The organism is Blastococcus sp. SYSU DS0619, from assembly GCF_054051035.1.
The window spans coordinates 1-22,327 of sequence record NZ_JBJHAM010000025.1 but is presented as its reverse complement, the minus strand read 5'-3'; the positions used below and the strand labels follow the sequence as shown (position 1 = coordinate 22,327).

Genomic DNA, 22,327 nt, shown 5'->3' with positions numbered 1-22,327 from the left:
GACGTCATGACCGACATGCCGGTGCCTACGTGGTCGTCCGTCGGTGAGGGGCGTGCGCGACGGGCGCGACGCACCGCCGTGCCGTGTCACGACCCGCCGGTCTCGGCTTCGCTGTCGGAGGTGAGCGTCAGCGTGGAGCGGTAGGCGGGGGATGGGCCGGAGACGACGTCGGCGTCGCGCACCGGCGACTGGTCAGCAGGCCACACCTCGACGGCCCGGAACGCGTACCCGTCCTGTTCAGCCGTCTCGAAGGTGAACTCCACGGCCGCTGCGGTATCGAGAGCCCCGTACCCGGGGACGAGGACGGCCGAGTAGTGCGTCCAGCAGCCGCCCGGAGTGGCCGCCGAGTCGAGGACCCCCCAGCCCTCCTCGGCATGCCACACGCGGACCTCGCCCCGTGACGTCATGCACCCAGTATCGCGGCGACGCCTGGCCGGGGTGCCGGGATGGCGACGCACCTCCGGGGAGAGGGGCGGTACAGCACGAAGGGCCCCGTCCGGCTCGGACGAGGCCCTTCGACGGCGGTGCTGGTCAGCGCCGGCGGACCTGGCGCTGGCTGACCGACATCTGCCGGCCGCCGGGCAGCGGGCCCCCGGGGACCGGCATGCGCGGGCCGCCCAGCGCGCTCATCCGCCGGCCCAGCGAGTTGACCTCGGCGGCGCTGAGGTTGCGCGGCAGCTTCATCACGTGGGTGCTCAGCTTCTTCAGCGGCACCTGGCCCTCGTCGTCGCCCACGACGACGTCGTAGATCGGGGTGTCGCCGACCACGCGGGCGATCTTCTTCTTCTCCTGCGCGATCAGCCCGCGGACGCGGACCGGGGAGCCCTCGCCGACCAGGATGATCCCGGGCCGGCCCAGCACCCGGTGCACCGCATCCATCTGCGGTGTGCCCGCGACGCCGGAGGACACCCGCCAGTCGCCCCGCATGCCTTCGAGCACCCACGCGGCCGCGCCGGGCTGGCCCTCGACCTGCCGGTAGGCCGATCCCTGGGCGCGACGGCCGAAGACGATCAGCGCGGCGAGGCCACCGGCGATCAGGGCCAGCGGGAGGAAGATGAACGGCGAGCTCAGCAGGATGCCGATCAGCTCGACGACCGCGGCGACCGCCACGAACCAGATCAACATGATCCAGGGGAGCTTCGGGTCGTTCTTCCGCGTGAGGGTGTAGGCCTGCTTGATCATGCCGGCCTGGCCGCGGAGCTTCTTCATCCGGCCGACCTTGGGCTGGCCGTTCTTGTCCAGCTTCGGCGCCTTGCCCGCCTTGCCCGTCTTGCCGGAGGCGGTGGAGCCGGAGGCGGTGGCACCGGAGCTCCGGCCGCGCCCACCGTCCTTCGGCGTGCGCCCGGCGCTGCCGCCCGGGGCGGTGGGGTCAGAGGACTTGCTGCGTGCCATGGACCCAGGATAGGGCCGCCGGTCGCGCCCGCCCCGCACCCGCCGGTGCCGAACCGCCGGTCAGCCCTGGTGGGCGAGCCCGCGGGCCTCGATCGCCTGCTGGTAGAGCCGCCCGGCGCGGTAGGAGCTGCGCACGAGGGGGCCGGCCAGGACGCCCGGGAAGCCGATCTCCTCGGCGTCCTTCTGGAACTGCACGAACTCGTCGGGCTTGACCCACCGGACGACGGGGTGGTGCCGCGGCGAGGGGCGCAGGTACTGGGTGATGGTGAGCAGGTCGCACCCGGCGTCGTGCAGCGCCCGCATCGTCTCCACGACCTCCTCCGGCTCCTCGCCCATGCCCAGGATCAGGTTGGACTTCGTGACCAGACCGGCCTCGCGGGCGGCCGTGATCACCGACAGGGACCGCTCGAAGCGGAACCCGGGGCGGATGCGCTTGAAGATCCGGGGCACCGTCTCGACGTTGTGCGCGAGCACCTCGGGCCGGGAGGAGAAGACCTCGGCCAGCTGGGCCGGGTCGGCGTTGAAGTCGGGGATCAGCAGCTCGACGCCGCAGCCGGGCAGCTGGGCGTGGATCTGCCGCACGGTCTCGGCGTAGAGCCAGGCGCCACCGTCGGGCAGGTCGTCCCGGGCGACGCCGGTGATGGTGGCGTACCGCAGCCCCATCGTCGCGACGCTCTCGGCGACGCGCCGCGGCTCGTCGGCGTCGAAGTCGGCGGGCTTCCCGGTGTCGATCTGGCAGAAGTCGCAGCGCCGGGTGCACTGGTCACCACCGATGAGGAACGTGGCCTCCCGGTCCTCCCAGCACTCGTAGATGTTGGGGCAGCCGGCCTCTTCGCAGACGGTGTGCAGGCCCTCGCGGCGGACCAGCGACTTCAGCTCGGTGTACTCCGGTCCGGTCTTCAGCCGCGTCTTGATCCACTCGGGCTTGCGCTCGATCGGCACCTGGCTGTTGCGCACCTCGAGGCGCAGCATCTTCCGGCCGGCGGGCTCGATCCGGGAGTCCTGGACGGGGGTCTGCTCAGGGTTCCTCGGGGGTGCCTCGCTCATGATCCCCACGGTACTCGCGAAGACGACGCAGCCCCCGTCGCGCGGGGCGACGGGGGCTGCGGCGGTGGAACGGCGTGCGCGGTCAGACCTGCTTGTCGTCCGGACCCGCGGTGGGGCCCTCCGTGGCGCCGCCCCCGGAGGTGAAGGGTTCCGGGGTGTTCTTGATGTCCTCGCTTGCGCTGTCGGCGCCGTCACCGTCGACGAACTGGGCGTCGCGGACTCCCATGTCCGACTCCGGCGGCGCTGAGTCGCCGGTGGTGTCGGCGGTGGACACGGTCTTGCCGGAGGTGCTGTCGGAGCTGGGCACGGGGTCCTCTCGGTAGCTGGGCACCGGGCCGTCGCCGGCCGGTGCGGGCGTCCACGCGTCAGCCTTCTTGCGACGCAGCAGGACGAACGCTGCAGTACCCGCGGCCAGCAGAACGAACACCCACGGCCAGCGGCGCGGCTCCGGCTGCACGCCCGTCCGGCGCTTCACGGTCTTCGCCGTGGCGGCGGCAGCCTTCTCGAAGTCGCGGTGCTTCTTGCCGGCCTTCTTGCGGGCCTTCTTCGCGGTCTTCCGCGCCTTGCGGGTCGACTCCGCCGCTGCGGCCGCGAACTCGGCGCGGCGGGCATCGATCTCGCTGCGGGCGCTGTCCACCCCGGCGACCAGGGTGCCGCGGGCGCTCTCCAGCGCCGGCGACACCGCCTCGCGCGCCAGCGCGACCCGCGGGGTCGCGTAGCCCAGGGCCGCGGCCTGCGCCGCGGTCAGGCGCGGGGCGAGGTCGTCCCGGTACGCCTTCTGCGCTGCCCCGCGGGCCGCCTCCACCCGAGGGCCGAAGTCGGCGGCGGCCCGTGCGGCGGCCAGCTGTGCCGCGGTGACCCGCGGCGTGGCGGCCTCACGGGCGGCATCGAGGCGCGGGCCGATGGCGTCGCGAGCGGCGTCCACGCGGTCGCCGAGGCTCTCCCGGGCGGTGGCCACGGCCGGCACGGCCACCGCCGCGGCGGCGGCCGCCTTGGGGGCGACGGCCCGCTGGGCCGCCTCCACGTGGGGGGCCAGTTGTTCGGCGGCGGCGCGACCGGCCTCGGTCACCGCCGTCCCCAGGTGGGCCAGGCCCTCCTGCACTTCGGCGCTGATGATCTCGCCGCGCGTCTTCTTGTGGAACACGTGCTGCACCTCCGAGTTGATCGTCTGGCGATCATCCTGCCCGGTCCGGCCGGTACGCACACCCCGAGACCGCGGCCGAATGGGCGACCGGGCGTGGTTCTGGTTACCGTCCGGCCGTGCAGCTCCGCATCTTCACCGAACCCCAGATGGGCGCGACGTACGACGACCTGCTCGCCGTCGCGCGCCGCACCGAGGAGACCGGCTTCGACGCCTTCTTCCGGTCCGACCACTACCTGACCATGGGCGGGGACGGCCTGCCCGGCCCCACCGACGCCTGGATCACCCTCGCCGGGCTCGCCCGGGAGACCAGCCGGATCCGCCTCGGCACCCTGATGACCGCCGGTACGTTCCGGCTCCCGGGTCCGCTGGCCATCTCGGTGGCGCAGGTGGACCAGATGAGCGGGGGCCGGGTCGAGCTGGGCCTGGGCTCCGGCTGGTTCGAGGCCGAGCACACCGCCTACGGCATCCCGTTCCCGCCGCTGGGGGAGCGCTTCGACCGGTACGAGGAGCAGCTGGCCGTCCTCACCGGCCTGTGGCGCACGCCGGTGGGCGAGACGTTCGACTTCGACGGGCGGTACTACCGGCTGTCGGACTCGCCGGCGCTGCCCAAGCCCGTCCAGGACGGCGGCGTGCCGATCCTCGTCGGCGGCAAGGGCGCGAAGCGCACCCCGCGGCTGGCGGCGCGGTACGCGGGCGAGTTCAACGTGCCGTTCATGCCGGCCGCCGACAACGCCCGGCTGTTCGCCGGTGTCCGTGCGGCCTGCGACGAGGCGGGCCGCGACCCGGCGTCGCTGGTGTACAGCTCGGCGCTGGTGCTCTGCGTCGGCCGCGACGAGGCGGAGCTCGCCCGCCGGGCCGCCGCGATCGGCCGGGACGTCGACGAGCTCCGGGAGCACGGTGTCGCCGGCACGCCCGCGGAGGCGGTCGACACCCTCGGCCGGTACGCCGAGGCCGGCGCCTCGCGGGTCTACCTCCAGGTGCTCGACCTCTCCGACCTCGACCACCTGGACCTGGTGGCCGGCGAGGTGGCGCCTCAGCTCGGCTGAGCGGGCCCCGGCCGGGCCGGGCCGGCGGGTGCCGGGCTGCTGTTCCTGCGGTCGAGCCACGCGCGGAAGGCGTCGGCGGTCATCGCCGGGGCGGGTGCCCGGAGCACCTGGCAGCCCAGCCGCCCGAGGACCGCGTCGGTGTGCCGGTCCACGGTGTCGGCCGCCACCGTGCCACCCAGCGCGGTGGCCAGCGCCACGGTGTGCCCGACGACCAGGGAGGCGCGGGCGTCGGCGACGACGTCCCGGACCAGTGCCGGGTCCAGGTGGATCCGGTCGGCCGGCAGGTCGCGCAGCCGGGTGAGGGCCAGGACGCCGGGGCCGTGGCCGTCGACCGCGGTGCCCACGCCGCTGCGGCGCAGCGCGCCCAGCAGCGCGGCGACGTCGCCGGAGGACGGGGCGTCGGTGCGCAACCGGACCACGAGGGCCGCCGGGGGCAGGTCCCTCCGGAACAGCTCGGCGGCGATCCGGTCCGGCAGGCGGGCGGAGTCCCCGTCCGAGGCGGCGAGGGCGACCTCCACCGGCACGGGGTGGCCGGCCCACCAGCGGGCCACCGCGGCGAGTGCGTCGGTCAGGGCGGCCGTCGTGGCCGGGGCGCCGTCCCCGGCACCGACGGCGGCGGCCGCGACCACCCGGCCGTCGGCCCCCAGGACCGGCTGGAACCGCACTCCGTCGTCCCCAGCGCCCGGGACACCCGAGGGTGCCGGGGCGGCCGCCGGAGAGCCGGGGGAGAAGTGCTGGACGCCGCCACCACCGGCCTTGGCGGCGTACATCGCCACGTCGGCGCAGCGGAGCAGGCCGTTGACGTCGGTCGCGTGCTCCGGTGCCAGCGCGACGCCGATGCTCACCCCTACCTGCACCGGCACGCCGGCGACGTCGACGGGCCGGCGGATCAACCCGGCGATCCGCTCCGCGCACTCGTCGGCGTCGGCGCGGTCGCCGCTGGGCAGCACCACGGCGAACTCGTCGCCCCCGAGCCGGGCCAGCAGGTCGGTCGGGCGCACCTCCGGGAGCAGCCGGGCCCCGAGCCGGCGCAGCAGGTCGTCACCGGCCTCGTGGCCCAGGCCGTCGTTGACCGCCTTGAACCCGTCCAGGTCCAGCAGCAGCAGCCCGGTCGGGCGGCCCCGGGTCAGTCGCCCCTCCAGCCGCTGGACGAGGGCGCGGCGGTTGGGCAGCCCGGTGAGGTCGTCGGTCCCCGCCTGCCGGCGCGCCTCGTGCAGCCCGCGGCTCTCCGCGAAGGTCACCGCCGTCCGGACCAGGAACGCTGCCAGGCAGGCGAGCGCGAGGACCTCCGCCGTCCGCAGGACACCGTCGCCCCAGCGGGCACCGAGGACGGCGAGCGACGCGATGGCGCAGGCGACCGGGATGACCAGCGCCCGCCACTGCACCGGGGAGCCCGGGGCGACGGCGGGCGGCGTCCGGCGGCGCGGGCGCGCCGCTGCGGCCACGACGGCGGCCAGGCAGGCGTTCGCCATCCAGAGCAGGTCCAGCGGACCGCCGGGGACGTACCCGTCGCCGGCCTGGGCCTTGGCCAGCAGCAGGTCGCCGACGAACTTCGACGTGAGGATCGCGCAGACGGCGGTCAGGACGGGGTCGGCCCGGAGACCGACGATGGCGAGCACGGCCCCCACCAGGGTCAGCAGCAGCACGTCGGCCACCGGGTAGGCGAGGTTCGCGGCCGTGGCGAGGGGTGAAAGGTCCGCCGCGGGCACGACCGGGACGATCACCACGGCGACCGCGACCGCGGTCACCCCGAGGGCGCCGATGGTCCCGTCGAGCCAGGTGCCGGCGTGCGGCCAGGTGAGCCGGGCGCGCAGGAACAGCAGGGGGGTGGCGAACAGCGCCGGGTACGAGGCCAGCCAGAAGACGTCGGCGACGGACGGGAAGGGCGGCTCGCCCCCCGTGACGAGGACCAGCCGGTAGGCCACGTCCCCGGCGATGTTGAACGAGAAGCCGGCCGCCGCGGCCCACCAGGCCGACCGCTCCTCGGGGACCCGCCGGGCGGCCTGCAGGCAGAGGACGACGGCGAGCGCCGGCGCGAGGAGGGACAGGACGCCGGAGTAGACGAGGGTCTCGGTCGGGGTGTGCGGCAGGCGCCAGGTGCCGGTCGCGAACGCCGCGGTGCAGCCGAGGACGGCGAGCACCAGCGGCCGTGACAGCGCCTCGGACCAGGCGTTTCCCCGGACGTCAGGTCGGGCGCCGCGCACGCGGGCACCTTGTCACAACGGGACCTGCCCGGAGCCGGAACGGGAACCCGACGCGCGAGCACGGGTCCCCGCGGGCGGCACCGGCGCCCGCGGGGCGGGCACGGGAACGGCGGCCGACCGCGGTGCGGGGCGGGCGGGCAGCCAGGCGAGGAAGTCCTCGACCGGCATCGGCCGGGCGATGGCGTACCCCTGCGCGATGTCGCAGCCCAGCCCGGCGAGCACCGCCGCCGTCTCGTCGTCCTCCACGCCCTCGGCCACGAGGCTGAGCCCGAGGTCGTGGGCCAGGGCCACGGTGTGGCGGACGATCGCCGTCGCGCGGTCGTCGCGGCCCACGTCGTGGGTGAGGCTGCGGTCGAGCTTGAGCTCGTCGGCGGGCAGGTGCCGCAGGTAGGCCAGCGAGCTGTACCCGGTGCCGTAGTCGTCGATCGAGGTCCGGATGCCGAGCCGCCGCAGCTCGCCCAGGACCGTGCGGCCGCGGTCGGGGTCGGCCATGAGGGTGTCCTCGACCAGCTCGAGGGTGAGCGCCCGGGCCGGCAGCCCGTGCGCGCGGAGCAGCCCGGAGACGGTGGCCGGCAGGCCGGGGTCGGTCACGCTGGCCGCCGACAGGTTCACCGAGACCGGCACCGCCCGCTCCGGCCACCACCGGGTTGCCGCGGCCAGCGCCAGCTCGAGGACCGTATCGGTCAGCGGGCGCATCAGGCCGGCCTGCTCGGCGACCGGCAGGACGACGGCGGGGGAGAGCAGCCCGCGCACCGGGTGCTGCCACCGCACCAGCGCCTCCACGCCGACCACCTCGCCGCTGTCGAGCGCGACCTGGGGCTGCAGGTGGACGACGAGCTGACCCTGGTCGAGGGCGATCCGGAGGTCCTCCATCGTCCGCAGCCGGTCACCGGAGCCGCTCCCGGGATCGGGGACGTAGGAGCGCACCCCTTCCCGGGCGTTCTTCGCCCCGTACATCGCCACGTCGGCGCAGCGCAGCAGCTCGGTCACCGTGGCGGCGGGGACGGGGCCGGTCGCGATGCCGACGCTCACCCCGACGTGCAGCCGGACTCCGTCGACGACGAACGGCTCGAGCACCCGGGTGCGCAGCCGGTCGGCGCGCGCGACGGCGTCGTCGAGGCCGGCGCCGGGCATCAGGACGGCGAACTCGTCCCCGCCCAGGCGCGCCAGCAGCTCCCCGGGGCCCAGCTCCGGCCAGAGCCGGGGCCCGATCATCCGCAGCAGGTCGTCGCCCGCGGCGTGCCCGAGGCTGTCGTTGACCTCCTTGAACCCGTCGAGGTCCAGCAGGAGCAGGGCGACCGGCTGGTCGGCGCCCGGGGCGAGGGCGCTGCGGCCCCGCTCGAGCAGCGCCCGCCGGTTGGGCAGGCCGGTCAGCTCGTCGGTGCGTGCCTGTTCCCGGATCTCGTGCAGCCCGCGCAGCTCCTGGATGGACATGGCCGTGCGCGCCAGGGTGGCCAGCAGGCAGGTGACGGCGGCCCAGCCGGCGATGTCGAGGCCGGCCGAACCCCAGGTGGACACCAGGACGGCGACGCTCATCACGCTCGAGCCGAGCGGGACGAAGGCGACCCGCCAGCTCAGCCGCGCGACCGGGTCGGTGTCCGCGGGCTCGATGACCGGGGTGCGCCCCGCGACGTGGGCGGCGAGCGCGGTGAAGGCCGCGCCGGTGAGCCAGGTCAGGGTCAGCGGGCCGCCGATGGTCACCTCGTCCCGCGCCACCTGGTTCAGGTAGAGAGCGTCCGCGGCGAGGGTGCAGAGCAGTCCGGCGACCAGCAGGACCATCGGCCAGTCGCGGCGGAAGCCCATCACGGCGCAGACGGCCGAGAGGGCGGCCAGCAGCAAGGTGTCGGCGACGGGGTACAGCTGCACCAGCGCGAGCGGGCCGTCGGCCGGGACGGAGGCGATGGAGGGCAGCAGGGTGACGGCGAAGATGACCGCGCCGCAGGCCCCGGTCAGCCCGTCGAACCACATGCTCGGGTGCGTCTCCCCGACGCGGGAGCGGACCAGCCCGACGAGCGCCACGCCCATCGCCGGGTACGCCGGCGCCCAGAGGACCACCAGCAGCCACGCCGGGACGGTCCCCAGCAGCGGCTCGAGGACGAGCGCGTAGAGCGTCGTGCTCACCGCGACGGCGGTGAGGGCGACGGCGAGCGCGTTCCAGACCAGCCGGTCCCGCCGGTGCCGCACGGCGGTCCGCCGGCACACGGCCGCACCGAGCAGGTAGACGGCCTGGTAGGCCAGCAGGTCGTATGTGATCTGGATGGTGCCGCCGGTCGGGCGCCAGAGCTCGCCCGCCGCGTACGCGGCCAGCGCTGCGAGACAGCCGAGCAGCAGCCCGCCGGTCCTGGGCGCGCGGCCACGGAGCAGCGCGTCGGAGGGGTCCACGACCAGGTCATCGGTCAGGGGCACCGGGTCGGCGAGACGAATCCGTCCGTTCTGGCCCCAAGGAGGGAGGAGCGAGGCGCGCCGGTGGCCGGCGGCCACACGCAGGACGGGACGTCGCGGCCGCCGGACCAGGCGGTAGGCTCGGGCGCGTGACCGGTCGGCTCCTGCTTCTCCGGCCGTGCTGACCTGACGCGTTCGGACAGCACGGCGACCCCTCCTGCGTGAGGGGTTTTTTGTTGCCCACCCACCGGTACCGCACCGCGAGCACCACGATCCGGGAGCACCAGACGATGAGCCAGACGGACAGCCAGCCCAGCACCGGGCCCGCGGGTGACGGGGTGGGCGGGGACATACCTCCGCACCGGTACACCCCGGCGCTGGCCCAGCGCATCGAGCTGGCCTGGCAGGACCGGTGGGCGACCGAGGGCACCTTCCACACGCCCAACCCGGTCGGTCGGCTCGGCGGGGGCTTCGAGCGGGTCGCCGACCGGCCCAAGTACTTCGCGATGGACATGTTCCCGTACCCCTCGGGCGCGGGCCTCCACGTCGGCCACCCGCTGGGTTACCTGGGCACCGACGTGACCAGCCGCTTCCGCCGGATGGACGGCGACAACGTGCTGCACCCGATGGGCTACGACGCCTTCGGCCTGCCCGCCGAGCAGTACGCCGTCCAGACCGGGCAGCACCCGCGCATCACCACCGAGGCGAACATCGCCGCGATCCGGGCGCAGCTGCGCCGCCTGGGCGTCGACCACGACGACCGCCGGACCTTCGCCACCATCGACCCGGGCTACTACAAGTGGACCCAGTGGATCTTCCTGCAGCTCTTCGGCGCCTGGTTCGACGAGGTCGCGGGCAAGGCGCGCCCCATCGAGGAGCTGGTCGCCGAGCTGGACGCCGGGACGCGGACGCCGGCGGCGGGCACCAACCCGTCGGGCCAGCCCTGGGCGGAGCTGGACGAGGTGTCGCGGCGGAAGGTCGTCGACGCGCACCGGCTGGCCTACCTCAACGAGGCGCCGGTGAACTGGTGCCCGGGGCTGGGCACGGTGCTCTCCAACGAGGAGGTCACCCCCGACGGCCGCTCCGAGCGCGGCAACTTTCCGGTGTTCCGGCGCCCGCTCAAGCAGTGGATGATGCGGATCACCGCCTACGCCGACCGGCTGATCGACGACCTCGACCGGCTGGACTGGTCGGACTCGCTGAAGCTGATGCAGCGCAACTGGATCGGCCGTTCGACCGGTGCCAAGGTCCGCTTCGGCGTGCCGGGGGTGGCGGGGCGCGCGGACGACGCAGCCGAGACGATCGAGGTCTTCACGACCCGGCCCGACACGCTGTTCGGCGCGACCTACATGGTGCTGGCGCCCGAGCACCCGCTGGTCGCGGCGCTGACCGCCGACGTCTGGCCCGACGGCACCGACCCGCGCTGGACCGGGGGAGCGGCCACGCCCGCCGAGGCGGTGCGCGCCTACCAGCGGCAGGCCTCCCGCCGCTCGGAGCTGGACCGCCAGGACGCCGGCCGCGAGAAGACCGGCGTGTGGCTCGGCGTCACCGCCGTCAACCCGGTCAACGGCCGCGAGCTGCCGGTCTTCATCGCCGACTACGTGCTGACCGGGTACGGCACCGGCGCGATCATGGCCGTGCCGGGCGAGGACCAGCGCGACTGGGAGTTCGCGAGGGAGTTCGGCCTGCCGATCGTCCCGACCGTCGAGCGTCCCGAGGGCTTCGACGACGACAGCGGCGCGTACTCCGGCCCCGGCGCGATGATCAACTCCGCCAACGACGAGATCTCGCTGGACGGCCTGGACAAGGCCGCAGCCATCGCGCGCATCACCGAGTGGCTGGTGCAGCACGGTCACGGCGAGGCGACCACCACCTACAAGCTGCGCGACTGGCTGTTCAGCCGGCAGCGCTACTGGGGTGAGCCGTTCCCGATCGTCTACGACGAGGACGACCTGCCGGTCGCCGTCCCGACGTCGATGCTGCCGGTGCTGCTGCCCGAGGTCGACGACTACTCGCCGAAGACCTTCGCCGACGACGACGCCGACTCCGCGCCCGAGCCGCCGCTGTCGCGTGCCTCGGAGTGGACGACGGTCGAGCTGGACCTGGGCGACGGCCCGAAGAAGTACCGGCGCGAGACCAACACGATGCCCAACTGGGCCGGGTCGTGCTGGTACTACCTGCGCTACCTCGACCCCGCCGACGACGAGCGCATGGTCGACCCCGAGCTGGAGAAGTACTGGCTGGGCCCGCGGGAGCCGGGTGACGTCGGCGGCGTCGACCTGTACGTCGGCGGCGTCGAGCACGCCGTCCTGCACCTGCTGTACGCACGGTTCTGGCACAAGGTGCTGCACGACCTGGGGCACGTCTCCAGCGAGGAGCCGTTCCGCCGGCTGGTCAACCAGGGCTACATCTCCGCCTTCGCCTACACCGACGAGCGCGGCTTCTACGTGCCCGCGGCCGACGTGGTCGAGAAGGACGGCCAGTTCCTCTACGAGGGCAAGCCGGTCAACCGCGAGTACGGGAAGATCGGCAAGAGCCTGAAGAACATGGTCACGCCCGACGAGATGATCGGGGCGTACGGCGCCGACACCTTCCGGGTCTACGAGATGTCGACCGGACCGCTGGAGCAGTCCCGGCCGTGGGAGACCAAGGCCGTCGTCGGCTCGCAGCGTCTCCTCCAGCGCATCTGGCGCGTCGTCGTCGACGAGGAGACCGGCGCCGTCCGGGCCGCCGACGACGTCGCCGCGGACGACGCGACCCAGCGCGCGCTGCACCGCGCCCTCGCCGGGGTGCGGGACGGCTATGCGACGCTGCGGTTCAACATCGCGATCGCCCGGATCACCGAGCTGACCAACCACCTCACCTCGACGTTCGGCGCGTCGTCGCCGGTGCCCCGGCCGGTGGCCGAGGCGCTGGTGCTCATGGTCGCCCCCCTGGCGCCGCACCTCGCCGAGGAGCTGTGGTCGCGGCTGGGCCACCAGGAGTCGTCGGCGTGGGCGCCCTTCCCGCAGGTGGAGGAGCGCTGGCTGGTCGAGGACACCGTGCAGGTCGCCGTCCAGGTCAACGGCAAGGTGCGGTCGCAGGTGACCGTCCCGGCCGATGCGGACGCCGCGGCGCTGGAGGCCGCTGCCCGGGCCGACGACAAGATCGCCGGCTACCTGGACGGGGCGACCATCCGCCGCGTCGTCGCCGTCCCCGGCCGGCTGGTCAACTTCGTGATCGGGTGACGACGTCCCCCTGCCTCCGCCGCGCGCGGCGGGGAGGCAGGGGACGTCGTCACACGGGGCGGATGCGGATCAGCTCGTGGCGGTCGCCGGGGCGGCGCAGCAGCCGGTGCAGCAACCGCGCGGTCGCGTTGCCCACGGTGAACTTCAGCCCGTAGGCCGCGCGGAGGGCGGCCAGTGCCTGCGGTCGTCCCGCTTCCGGCACGAACTCGGCGATTCCGTCGACCGCCGGCCCGCGCACCCGGCCCCGGACGTCGCACGGCGCGACGGTCACCCGGGCCGTGTGGCGCAGCCGCTTCACCTTGCCGGAGTCCGCACGGGTCCAGACCACCAGGGACTCCCCGTCGGGGGCGGCCCAGACCGGGGTGGGGACGGCGACGCCGGAGCGCCGGAACGTGGTGAGGCTGACGTACTCGCTGCGGGGGAGCGGGGTCACGCCCGCGGCCCGGCCGGCTGCCCGGTGAGCACCGCCGTCATCGCGGCCTCCACCGGGGCGATGGCGTCCGCGGTGGTGATGTCGCGGCCCAGCTCGGCCGACAGCGACGTCACGCCGGCGTCCGGGATGCCGCACGGGATCATGTTGGCGAACGCCGTCATGTCGGGGTCGCAGTTCAGCGCGAAGCCGTGCATCGTGACGCCGCGCGCCACCCGGATGCCGATGGCGGCCACCTTCCGCTCCGGCCGGAACCCGCTGCCGGGGGCGTCGGCCGGCAGCCAGACGCCGCTGCGGCCCTCGACCCGGCCGGCGTCCACCCCGAACCCGGCGCACACCTCGATCAGCGCGCCCTCCAGCCGCCGGACGTAGGCGACGACGTCGACCGGGTCGGGCAGCGCGACGATCGGGTACCCGACGAGCTGGCCCGGGCCGTGCCAGGTGATCTTGCCGCCGCGATCGACATCGACGACCGGGGTGCCGTCGAACGGCCGCTCGTGCGGCTCGGTGCGCTTGCCGGCGGTGTAGACCGGCGGGTGCTCGAGCAGCAGCAGCGTGTCGGGGACCTCCCCGGCCACCCGCTGCGCGTGCAGCTCGCGCTGGCGCGCCCAGGCTTCCTCGTAGGGAACGGTCCCGGCGTGCACCACATGCAGCTCAGCCACGGGCCCAGCCTATGCCTGCGTCACGCCAGGCGGCGCGGGTCGAGCCGGGTCTCCACCGCGGCGCCGTCGGCGCCCCGCTCCACCCGGTAGCCCGCCGCTCCGGGCCGGTCGGAGACCACCTCGACCAGCTCCGTCCCCCGGTAGACCAGCCCGGCGCCGTCGTCGGTGGCGTGCCCGCCGGGGAGCGCGCCGTCGGCCACGAGCCGGTGGTACAGCGGTCGGCGCTGCTCCTCGGAGTCGTAGTGGACGCCGTTGGACGTCGGGATGAGCCCTAGGCCGTTGGTCACCGGCCGCAGGTCGGGCCCGTAGGAGTCGGTGGTGCCGCCCACGTGCCAGCACAGCGAGCCCGCCGAGACCCCGCCCAGCACGACGCCGGCCCGCCACACCTCGCCGAAGACCTCGTCCAGCCCGTGCACCCGCCAGACCGCCAGCAGGTTGGCCACGCTGCCGCCACCGACCCAGACGACGTCCTGCGCCAGCAGGTGCGCCCGGACGTCGGCCACCGTGGGCATCGGGAAGAGGCTGAGGTGGCTGACCTGCACCGCACTGCCGGCGAAGGCCCCGTAGACGCCGGCGACGCGCGCCGGGTCGTCGCCGGTCGCCGTCCCGAGATAGCACAGCCGCGGTCGGTCGGGCGCCCCGGCGAGCTCGACGGCCAGGTCGAAGACCGGCCCGGGCCGCCAGCCGTACGGCCCGCGGCCCCGCGAGGCGAAGCCCATGCTGGTGGCCAGGATCGTGGGTGCGGTGGCGGGCATCAGCCGGCGCTCCGGTCGTCGGGGGCGCCGGCGGGCCGCAGCGCACGGAGGACGGCGCGCGCCGTCCGTGCCCCGCTGGCCATCGCGCCCTGGATGGACGGGGTGTCCCGGTGGTCGCCGCAGACGAACACGCCGTCGCCGAGGTCGACCGGCCGGCGCAGCTGCAGCGGGGGGAGCGCGGCGGGCTGCGCCCCGGGCACGGTGACCGACGTCAGGTGTGCCAGATCGGCCGGGGAGACGCCGTGTGCGGCGGCGATCTCGCCGACCACCTCGTCGGCGCGCGTCTGATCGAGCGTCGAGCTGGCGACGAGCGCCCGCCCGTCGGGGCTGTAGCGGGGTTGGGCGTCGGACAGGACCACGGTGTTGACCAGCCGGCCGCCGGGGCTGCCGAGCACGATCAGCGGCGTCCGGGACGGTGACTCCGGCAGCACGTGCAGGTGCGTGGTGACCTCGCGCGGGGCGGCGGCGTCGAGCGCGGGCAGGAGGCGGGCGGCCGTCGCGGGGTCGGTGGCCACGACGACGGCGTCGGCCGACCAGGAGCCGTCGTCGGTGAGCACCGACCCGGAGGAGACGGCGCGCACGGCGGTGCGCAGGTGCACCCGCTCGGCGCCGAGCCGCCCCGCCAGCTGCTCGCCGACCGCCTGCATGCCCGCGGCGGGCAGTCCTGTCCCGCCCCGGACGAAGCTGCGCCACAGCAGGTCCACGTAGCGGCTGGACGTGGCCAGCTCGTCCTCCAGGAGGACCCCGGCCAGGAAGGGGCGCAGGAACCGCTCCAGGGCCGCATCCCCGACCCCCGCCGCGCGCAGGGCCTCCTCCGCGGTCCGCTCCGGCGCCCTCAGCAGCCGGTCGACGGGGGAGTAGCCGGCGCGCAGGGAGAAGGCCACCAGGGCCGCCTTCTCCCGCAGCGACCCGAGCGGCGCGGCGGCCGTGCCGAGGACGCCGGCCGGGCGCTGCCGCGGGTCGACGACGCGGTGCGCGCGGCCGTCCACGCGGATCACCGCGCCGCGCTCGAACCAGCCGAGGTCCAGCGTCGGGAGGTCGAGGTCGGCGGCGCGGGGATAGCCGGTGTTCAGCACCTGGAACCCGCGGTCGACGACGAAGCCGTCGATGCGCTCGGTGGCCAGCCGGCCACCGGCGTGCCCGCCGGCCTCCAGCACGTGCACGTCGAGCCCGGCGGCGGCCAACCGGGTCGCGGCGGACAGCCCGGCCAGGCCGGCACCGGCGACGACGACCTGGGCCCGCTGCGGCATCGACACGGCCCGACGGTAGCCGGGGTGGACGACCCCGACCGCGTGGCCGCGGTCGGGGCCTGTGGACGACGCCGGCACGGACCGGCCGGATCGTCCTACGGTCCCGGTCATGCCCGTCGTCCCGCCGTCCGGTCCCGGCGCCGCCCCGCCACCCGTCGTCCCCGGCTACACCCTCGAGGCGCTGCTGGGCCGTGGCGCATCGGGGGAGGTGTGGCGGGCGGTCCCGCGCGGTGGCGGGGAGGCGCTCGCGGTGAAGGTGCTGGTGGCCGGCGATCCCGAGCGCCAGGCCCGTGAGGCGGCACTGCTGGGGGAGCTGGACCACCCGCACCTCGTGCGGCTGCACGAGGTGGTGCACCAACCCCGTCGCGGCGGGGCGCCACGAGTCGCGCTCGTGCTCGACCTGCTCGCCGGGGGCAGCCTGGCCGACCTGTTGGGCCGTCGCGGCCGGCTCCACCCGGGGGAGGTCGTCACCGCGATCGCGCCGGTCGCGGCGGCGCTGGCCCACGCCCACGACCACGGCGTCGTGCACGGCGACCTGTCGCCGGGCAACATCGTCTTCACCGCCGAGGGGCGGCCGGTGCTCACCGATCTGGGCGTGGCCCGGGTGCTCGGGGAGACGGCGGCAGCGGAGGTCACCCCCGCCTACGTCGATCCGGCCGTGGCCCGAGGCGGCGCGCCCGGTCCGGCGTCCGACGTCTTCGGGATCGCCGCGGCCGCCTTCCACGCGCTCACCGGCATCGCCCCGTGGAACGCCGCGACCCCCGCCGACACGCTCACCGTGGCCGCCGAGGGTGACCTGCCCGATCTGGCGGAGCTCGCTCCGGACGCCCCCGCCGAGCTGATCGCGGTCATCCGCCGCGGGCTCTCCGCCGATCCGCACCACCGCGGCGGCGCGGCGGCGTTCGCCCTGGACCTGCGGCACGCCTGCCGGCCGGAGCCGGTCGCCCTGTCGGCCGGGCCCGGGGCAGGTGCCGGCCGTCCCGACGCGCGCACCGAGCTCACCCACGTGGTGCCCGGCCGCCGCCCGCGGCCGGCACCCGTCGTCGTCCACCCGCCCGCCCGGGGCCGGCGGCGGGCCGGGCGCCCGGCGAGCGCGGCCGGTCCGCTGGCCCGCGGCTTGCTGGTCACCGCCCTGGTGGTGGCGGCCCTGGCCGTCACCGCCTGGGCGGGCACTCGCTGGGGTGGGGGTGGCGACGCCGCGGGCACCTCGCCGGCTGCCGCCGTCGCTCCCCAGGCATCCGGCACCGGGTCACCGGCGTCCACCGCACCGGCCCCAACGGGTGCGGAGGACCCGGCGGCTGCGGAGGCCCCAGCGGCTGCGGAGGCCCCGGCGGACGGGCTGCCGGAGACGGCGGCGCCGACCGGCCCGGACGAGTGGCGTGCGGTCCTGACCGAGCTGTACGCGCGGCGGGCGGAGGGGCTCAGCGGCACGCCGGCGCGGCTCCGGGACGTCTACCCCGTAGGCAGCGCGCTCCTCGCCGCGGACGAGGATCACGCGCAGCGGCTGACGGTGGCGGGGGAGACGCTGCGCGGGTTCGCCCCGGTCGTCGTCGACCTCGGCGTCGGGGAGGCCTCGCCCGACCGGGCCGAGCTGCTGCTCACCGACCGCTGGCCGGAGTACCGCGTGGTGCCGGCCGGCGACCCGGACGGCGTCCCGTTGCGCACGGTGCCCGGACGCTCCGACGCCCAGGTCCGGATGGTGCTGGTCCGGACTCCCGACGGCTGGCGGATCGATCGGGCCGAGCGCGTGTCCTGAGCGGGACGGCCCGACCCGGGAGATCGGTGCCGGAGGAGAGCCGGGGTCAGGGCCGCGCGACGGCGGCGCGCAGAGCGGAGTTCACGTCGCGGTGCGCGAAGCGGTACCCGGCCTCGGTGAGCTTCGCCGGCACGGCCCGCTGACCGGCGAGCACGCCGACGTCGGCGAACTCCCCGAGCACGATCCGCAGCGCGGGCGCGGGCACCGGCAGCACCGTCGGCCGGTGGAGCACCCGGCCGAGGGCGGCGGTGAACTCGGTGTTCGTCACCGGCTCCGGGCCGCAGAGGTTCACCGGACCGGGCACCTCGTGGTCCAGCAGGAACCGGATCGCGCCGACCTCGTCCTCCAGGCTGATCCAGGGCATGTACTGCCGGCCGGACCCCAGCCGCCCGCCGAGCCCGGCGCGGAACAGCGGCAGCATCCGCCCGAGCAGACCACCGTGCCCGAGGACCAGACCCGTGCGCAGGGTGGTCACCCGCACACCGGCGTCGGTGGCCGGCGCGGTTGCCCCTTCCCAGGCCAGGCACACCCGGGCCAGGAAGTCGTCGCCGGCGGGGTCGGACTCGTCGACGACGCGGTCCCCGGTGTCGCCGTACCAGCCCACCGCGGATCCGTTGAGCAGCACCCGCGGCCGGTCCGGGTCGGCGCCCGCGGCGGCGGCGAGCGCCTCGCTCAGCGTGGCGGTGGTGTCCACCCGGCTGCTGAGCACCGCCTGCTTGTGCTTGGCGTTCCAGCGCCGGTCGCCGACCCCGACGCCGGCCAGGTTCACGACGGCGTCGACGTCCTGGAGGACCGCCGGGTCGATCCGCCGGTGCTGAGGGTCCCAGCGGTGCTCGTCGGCGGTCCGCGGGGTGCGGCGCACCAGCTGCACCACCTGGTGGCCCTCGGCGCGCAGGGCAGGCAGCAGGGCGCTGCCGATCAGCCCGGACGCACCGGACACGGCGATCTTCATGCGGCACTCCCCAGCGGGCGCGGGTTCCGAGGGCAGGAAGGGCTCGGGGCCCCGGTGGTCACCGGGGCCCCGAGCGGAGGTCCATCAGGAGAGACCGAGCTCGCCCTGGAACTGACCGGCCTCCAGGCGCTCGCGCACCGTGGTGAGGAAGCGCGCGGCGTCGGCGCCGTCGACGATCCGGTGGTCGTAGGTGAGGGCCAGGTACACCATGGACCGCACCGCGATGACCTCGCCCAGCTCGGCGTCCTGCACCACGACCGGCCGCTTCACGACCGAGCCGGTGCCCAGGATGGCCACCTGCGGCTGGTTGATGATCGGCGTGTCGAACAGGGCGCCGCGGCTGCCGGTGTTGGTCAGCGTGAACGTCCCGCCGCCGAGCTCGTCCGGCGTCACCTTGTTGGTGCGGGTCCGCTCGGCCACATCGGCGATCTTGCGCGCCAGCCCGCCCAGGCTCAGGTCGCCGGCCTCGTGGATGACCGGGACGAGCAGACCCCGCTCGGTGTCCACGGCGACGCCGAGGTTCTCGGTGTCGTGGTAGGTGACCGTGCCGGCCTCGAGGTCGATCGAGGAGTTCACCGACGGGTGCTGCTTGAGCGCCTCGACCGCCGCCTTCGCGAAGAAGGGCAGGAACGACAGCTTCACGCCCTCGCGGGCCTCGAAGTCGCCCTTCGCCTGCTGCCGCAGGTTGGCGATGCGGGTGACGTCGGCCTCGACGACCGTGGTCAGCTGCGCACTCACCTGCAACGACTCGACCATGCGGCGGGCGATCACGCCGCGGAGACGGGACAGCTTCTCCGTGCGGCCGCGCACCGAGGTGTCCGGCGTGGCGGCCGGCGACGGGGTGCGCGCGCCACCGGAGGGGGCCGCGGCGGGCTTCGCCGCAGCGGGGGCTTCGGCCGGAGCCGCGGACTTCTCCGCGGCGGCGAGCACGTCCTGCTTCCGGATGCGCCCGCCCACGCCGGTGCCCGAGACCGCGTTCAGGTCGACCCCGTGCTCGGCGGCCAGGCGGCGCACCAGCGGGGTCACGTACTGACTGCCGCCGTCACCCGCCGGAGCCGAGGCGGCCGGAGCCTGCGGGGCCACCTGCGGCGGGGGCGCCGAGGTCGGCGAGTCCGACGGCTGGGCGCCGCTGGCACCGTAGTCGCCACCGGGCTGGGCGCTGGCCGGGTCGGCCTCCTTCGCCTTGGGCGCGGCCTGCGGCTCCGGCTCGGCCGGGGCTTCCTGCTTCGGAGCCTCCTGCTGCGGTGCGGGGGCGGAGCCGCCGCCGGACGCGCCGGTGCCGATCACGGCCAACTGGGCGCCGACGTCGACGGTCTCGTCCTCGTTGACCGTGATCTCCAGCAGCGTGCCGCTGACCGGCGCCGGGATCTCGGTGTCGACCTTGTCGGTGGACACCTCCAGCAGCGGCTCGTCGGCGGTGATCTCGTCGCCGACTGCCTTCAGCCAGCGGGTGACGGTGCCCTCGGTGACGCTCTCGCCGAGCGCCGGCATGGTGACCGGGGTGCCCTCACCGCCACCGCCACCGCCACCGGACTCGGCGGCAGGGGCCGGCTGCGGCTCGGGCTCCGCGGCGGGCTCCTCCTGCTGCTCGCCCGAGCCGGCGTCCTCGACCTGCTGGTCGGGGGTCTGCGGCGTGCTGTCGGCGTCCTCGGCGGAGGCCGGCTGGCTGCCGGCACCCTCGTCGCCGTCCCCGCCGCCGATGACGGCGAGCTCGGCGCCGACGTCGACGGTCTCGTCCTCGGCCACGAGGATCTTGGTGAGCGTGCCGGCGGCCGGCGAGGGGATCTCGGTGTCGACCTTGTCGGTCGACACCTCCAGGAGAGGTTCGTCGACCTCGACCTGATCACCCTCCTGCTTGAGCCATCGGGTGACCGTGCCCTCGGTGACGCTCTCGCCCAGGGCGGGCATGGTGACGGAGGTCGGCATCGGGGCAGTGCTCCTTCTGGCGCTGGGTGGGTGGGGGGTGGAGCGAGATCAGCCGTGCACGTGGAGCGGCTTGCCGGCGAGCGCGAGGTGCGCCTCGCCGAGCGCCTCGCTCTGCGTCGGGTGCGGGTGGATGAGGCTGGCGACGTCGTCGGCCTCGGCCTCCCAGTTGTAGATCAGCTGGGCCTCGGCGATGAGCTCGCCGACCCGGCTGCCGACCATGTGGATCCCGACGACCGGGCCGTCGGGCGCCTGGATGAGCTTGACGGCACCGGTGGTCTTGAGGATCTGGCTGCGGCCGTTGCCGGCGAGGTCGTAGGTGAGGGTCTTGACCTCCCCGTAGCGCTCCTTGGCCTGGGCCTCGGTGAGGCCGACCGAGGCGACCTCGGGGTCGGAGTAGGTGATCCGCGGGACGCCGGCGTAGTCGATGGGGGCGGGCTCCAGCCCGGCCACCCGCTCGGCGACGAGGATGCCCTCGCCGAAGCCGACGTGGGCCAGCTGAAGCGTCGGGACGAGGTCGCCGACGGCGGAGATCGTCGGGATGTTGGTGCGCATGTACTCGTCGACGAGGACGTAGCCGCGCTCCATGGCGACGCCCACCTCCTCGTAGCCGATGCCGGCGCTGACCGGGCCGCGCCCGACGGCGACGAGCACCAGCTCGGCCTCCAGCTCCTTGCCGTTCTCCAGGGTCACCTTGACGCCGTTGTCGGTGGTCTGCACGCCGGACACCCTGTTGCCCAGCTCGAAGCCGATCTTGCGGCGGCGGAAGGCGCGCTCGAGGAGCTTCGAGGAGGACTCGTCCTCCAGCGGCACGAGGTGGGGGAGGCCCTCGACGATGGTGACGTCGACGCCGAAGGACTTCCAGGCGCTGGCGAACTCGCAGCCGATGACGCCGCCGCCCAGGATGATCGCCGAGCTCGGGACGCGGTCGAGCTCCAGGGCGTCCTCGCTGGTGATGACCTTGCTGCCGTCGAGCTCGATGCCCGGGAGCGTGCGCGGGTAGGAGCCGGTGGCCAGCAGGACGTGCTTGCCCTCGTAGCTCTGGCCGTTCACCTCGACCGTGGTGGGGGAGGTGAGCCGGCCCTCGCCCTCGACGTAGGTGATCTTGCGGGCCTTCACCAGGCCCTGCAGACCCTTGTAGAGCCTGGAGACGACGCCGTTCTTGTAGTTGTTGACGCCGTCCATGTCGATGCCGGCCAGCGACGTCTTGACGCCGAACTGCTCGCCCTCGCGGGCCAGGTCGGCGACCTCGCCGGCGTGCAGCAGTGCCTTGGTCGGGATGCAGCCGCGGTGCAGGCAGGTGCCGCCGACCTTGTCCTTTTCGATGAGGACGACGTTCATGCCCAGCTCTGCGGCGCGGAAGGCTGCGGCGTATCCGCCTGAGCCACCGCCGAGGATGACCAGGTCGGCGGGGGAGGTGGGTGCGCTCACGGATGCTCCTCGATAGCGACGGACGGCGTCCCCGCTCGAGCGGGCGGGGGCTGGTGCCCATCCTGCCACTCCGGGAACGACCTGGCCGGTAGCACCGTTGCTCCCGCGGGCGTCGCGGTGATCAGCGCGGCCACGGCAGGACGGAGAGGTCGATGGGGTTGTTCGACCGGTGGCGCGGCCGCCGCGGGACTGCCGGGGGTGCCGGCCGGTCCACGCTGGACCGCGCCTCCCAGCGGGGCGACCTCAGCCATTTGGAGCAGTTCGTGGCCAGCCGCCGCGGTGTCGAGGGCTACGTGGAGCCCCGGACGGCCGTCACCGAGGCGACGATCGTCCTGGTCGCGGCCGACGGCGAGTGGACCCGCCGGCGCATCGACGGGCCCGACGTCGCCCGCAAGCTGTCCAAGGAGCTGGCCATCCCGGTGTACGACGCCCAGGTGACCGGCTACCCCCAGCGCATGCGCGACTGGAGTGCCCGCCAGAAGAAGCTCTGACACTGCCGGCCATGCGCCGCCCCGGCTCAGGGCCCGGGTCTGGCTCGCGGTCCCGGGTGTGGCTCGCGGTCCGGGGTCCTGGCTCACCGTTCCGGGGGGGGGGGGGGGGGGGGGGGGGGGGGGGGGGGGGGGGGGCGGCGCGGGGGGGGGGGGGGGGGGGGGGGGGGGGGGGGGGGGGGGGGGGGGGGGGGGGGGGGGGGGGGGGGGCCGGCGCCGGGGGGGGGGGGGGCCGGGG

General features: G+C 75.2%; 17 protein-coding genes. 4 read left to right on the top strand and 13 right to left on the bottom strand.

Going from position 1 to position 22,327, the window contains the following annotated elements:
* Positions 1-86: 86 nt before the first annotated feature.
* The 4 genes from ACI79T_RS19025 to ACI79T_RS19010 form a co-directional block, all read right to left on the bottom strand.
* Complete coding sequence (locus ACI79T_RS19025) at positions 87-407, bottom strand: hypothetical protein (RefSeq protein ID WP_456611666.1); 321 nt, start codon at positions 405-407, stop codon at positions 87-89.
* A gap of 124 nt (positions 408-531) precedes the next feature.
* Positions 532-1,392: a DUF4191 domain-containing protein gene (locus tag ACI79T_RS19020; protein WP_456611665.1), complete on the bottom strand. Its 861-nt coding sequence runs from the start codon at positions 1,390-1,392 to the stop codon at positions 532-534.
* A gap of 60 nt (positions 1,393-1,452) precedes the next feature.
* Entirely contained in the window at positions 1,453-2,439 is a 987-nt protein-coding gene (lipA, locus tag ACI79T_RS19015; RefSeq protein WP_456611664.1) for a lipoyl synthase, read from the bottom strand.
* 82 nt (positions 2,440-2,521) lie between these two features.
* Complete coding sequence (locus ACI79T_RS19010) at positions 2,522-3,583, bottom strand: hypothetical protein (protein ID WP_456611663.1); 1,062 nt, start codon at positions 3,581-3,583, stop codon at positions 2,522-2,524.
* A gap of 116 nt (positions 3,584-3,699) precedes the next feature.
* Here ACI79T_RS19010 and ACI79T_RS19005 point away from each other — a divergent pair, with 116 nt between their 5' ends.
* A complete protein-coding gene (locus ACI79T_RS19005) occupies positions 3,700-4,629 on the top strand; it encodes an LLM class F420-dependent oxidoreductase (protein WP_456611662.1) in 930 nt (309 codons plus the stop codon).
* On the opposite strand, the gene ACI79T_RS19000 is transcribed toward ACI79T_RS19005, so the two are convergent.
* A complete protein-coding gene (locus ACI79T_RS19000; protein ID WP_456611661.1) occupies positions 4,617-6,833 on the bottom strand; it encodes a diguanylate cyclase domain-containing protein in 2,217 nt (738 codons plus the stop codon). The two genes, ACI79T_RS19005 and ACI79T_RS19000, sit on opposite strands and share 13 nt — an antisense overlap.
* Positions 6,834-6,845: 12 nt before the next feature.
* Positions 6,846-9,239: a putative bifunctional diguanylate cyclase/phosphodiesterase gene (locus tag ACI79T_RS18995; RefSeq protein WP_456611660.1), complete on the bottom strand. Its 2,394-nt coding sequence runs from the start codon at positions 9,237-9,239 to the stop codon at positions 6,846-6,848.
* A 212-nt stretch (positions 9,240-9,451) separates the two neighbouring features.
* On the opposite strand from ACI79T_RS18995, the gene leuS reads away from it, so the two are divergent.
* Complete coding sequence (gene leuS / locus ACI79T_RS18990; RefSeq protein WP_456611659.1) at positions 9,452-12,442, top strand: leucine--tRNA ligase; 2,991 nt, start codon at positions 9,452-9,454, stop codon at positions 12,440-12,442.
* Between the two features lie 49 nt (positions 12,443-12,491).
* Here the strand turns inward: leuS and ACI79T_RS18985 are convergent, their stop codons facing one another.
* From ACI79T_RS18985 to ACI79T_RS18970, 4 genes are read right to left on the bottom strand one after another with little or no spacing between them, the layout of a single operon-like run.
* Complete coding sequence (locus tag ACI79T_RS18985; protein WP_456611658.1) at positions 12,492-12,875, bottom strand: PPOX class F420-dependent oxidoreductase; 384 nt, start codon at positions 12,873-12,875, stop codon at positions 12,492-12,494.
* A complete protein-coding gene (gene lipB, locus ACI79T_RS18980) occupies positions 12,872-13,534 on the bottom strand; it encodes a lipoyl(octanoyl) transferase LipB (protein ID WP_456611657.1) in 663 nt (220 codons plus the stop codon). The genes ACI79T_RS18985 and lipB overlap by 4 nt, the downstream gene beginning before the upstream one ends.
* Positions 13,535-13,554: 20 nt before the next feature.
* On the bottom strand, positions 13,555-14,289 hold the full coding sequence (locus tag ACI79T_RS18975; protein WP_456611656.1) for a Type 1 glutamine amidotransferase-like domain-containing protein: 735 nt from the start codon (positions 14,287-14,289) through the stop codon (positions 13,555-13,557).
* Positions 14,289-15,539 carry an NAD(P)/FAD-dependent oxidoreductase gene (locus ACI79T_RS18970; RefSeq protein ID WP_456611691.1) on the bottom strand — a complete coding sequence of 417 codons (1,251 nt, stop codon included), beginning with the start codon at positions 15,537-15,539 and terminating at the stop codon, positions 14,289-14,291. The genes ACI79T_RS18975 and ACI79T_RS18970 overlap by 1 nt, the downstream gene beginning before the upstream one ends.
* A 109-nt stretch (positions 15,540-15,648) precedes the next feature.
* Between ACI79T_RS18970 and ACI79T_RS18965 the strand changes: the two genes are divergently transcribed.
* A complete protein-coding gene (locus ACI79T_RS18965) occupies positions 15,649-17,295 on the top strand; it encodes a serine/threonine-protein kinase (protein ID WP_456611655.1) in 1,647 nt (548 codons plus the stop codon).
* A gap of 46 nt (positions 17,296-17,341) precedes the next feature.
* Here the strand turns inward: ACI79T_RS18965 and ACI79T_RS18960 are convergent, their stop codons facing one another.
* From ACI79T_RS18960 to lpdA, 3 genes are all read right to left on the bottom strand, one after another.
* Positions 17,342-18,247 carry a TIGR01777 family oxidoreductase gene (locus tag ACI79T_RS18960; protein WP_456611654.1) on the bottom strand — a complete coding sequence of 302 codons (906 nt, stop codon included), beginning with the start codon at positions 18,245-18,247 and terminating at the stop codon, positions 17,342-17,344.
* Positions 18,248-18,331: 84 nt separating this feature from the next.
* Positions 18,332-20,173, bottom strand: coding sequence for a 2-oxoglutarate dehydrogenase, E2 component, dihydrolipoamide succinyltransferase (gene sucB / locus ACI79T_RS18955; RefSeq protein ID WP_456611653.1), 1,842 nt, complete (start codon positions 20,171-20,173; stop codon positions 18,332-18,334).
* Positions 20,174-20,221: 48 nt separating this feature from the next.
* Positions 20,222-21,601, bottom strand: coding sequence for a dihydrolipoyl dehydrogenase (lpdA, locus tag ACI79T_RS18950; RefSeq protein WP_456611652.1), 1,380 nt, complete (start codon positions 21,599-21,601; stop codon positions 20,222-20,224).
* Positions 21,602-21,753: 152 nt separating this feature from the next.
* On the opposite strand from lpdA, the gene ACI79T_RS18945 reads away from it, so the two are divergent.
* A complete protein-coding gene (locus ACI79T_RS18945) occupies positions 21,754-22,092 on the top strand; it encodes an oxidoreductase (RefSeq protein WP_456611651.1) in 339 nt (112 codons plus the stop codon).
* The last annotated feature ends 235 nt before the right edge of the window (positions 22,093-22,327 follow it).